Origin of the sequence: Psychrobacter sp. GW64-MNA-CIBAN-0177, assembly GCF_040309585.1 — a bacterium.
Taxonomy (GTDB): Bacteria; Pseudomonadota; Gammaproteobacteria; order Pseudomonadales; family Moraxellaceae; genus Psychrobacter; species Psychrobacter okhotskensis.
Window position 1 is genome coordinate 1 of the sequence record NZ_JBEOOY010000352.1, and the last position, 261, is coordinate 261.

1 protein-coding gene is annotated in these 261 nt (G+C 45.2%); it reads left to right on the plus strand.

What is annotated here, in order from left to right:
- Positions 1 to 261: M48 family metalloprotease (locus AAEY79_RS15405; RefSeq protein ID WP_352289396.1), on the plus strand; the 261-nt coding region annotated here is incomplete at both ends.

The window sequence follows — 261 nt, forward strand, 5'->3', positions numbered from 1 at the left end:
CTGTAGTCGTGCCCGATGCTGGTATTGCTATTATTTCAGCAAGCCAAACACAATCGGCATTTAGCCAACTAACGCATAGCCGCTCAGCAGAGCAAGAAGCCGACCGTATTGGTATGCAAACGCTTAATAATGCAGGCTTTGATCCGCGTGCATCAAGTGAATTTTTAACTAAACTCGCTGCGCAAATTCGTTATAAATATAAGCCACCTGCGTTTTTACTTACTCACCCGCTTCCTGAGAGCCGTGTGTCTGATGTAAGAT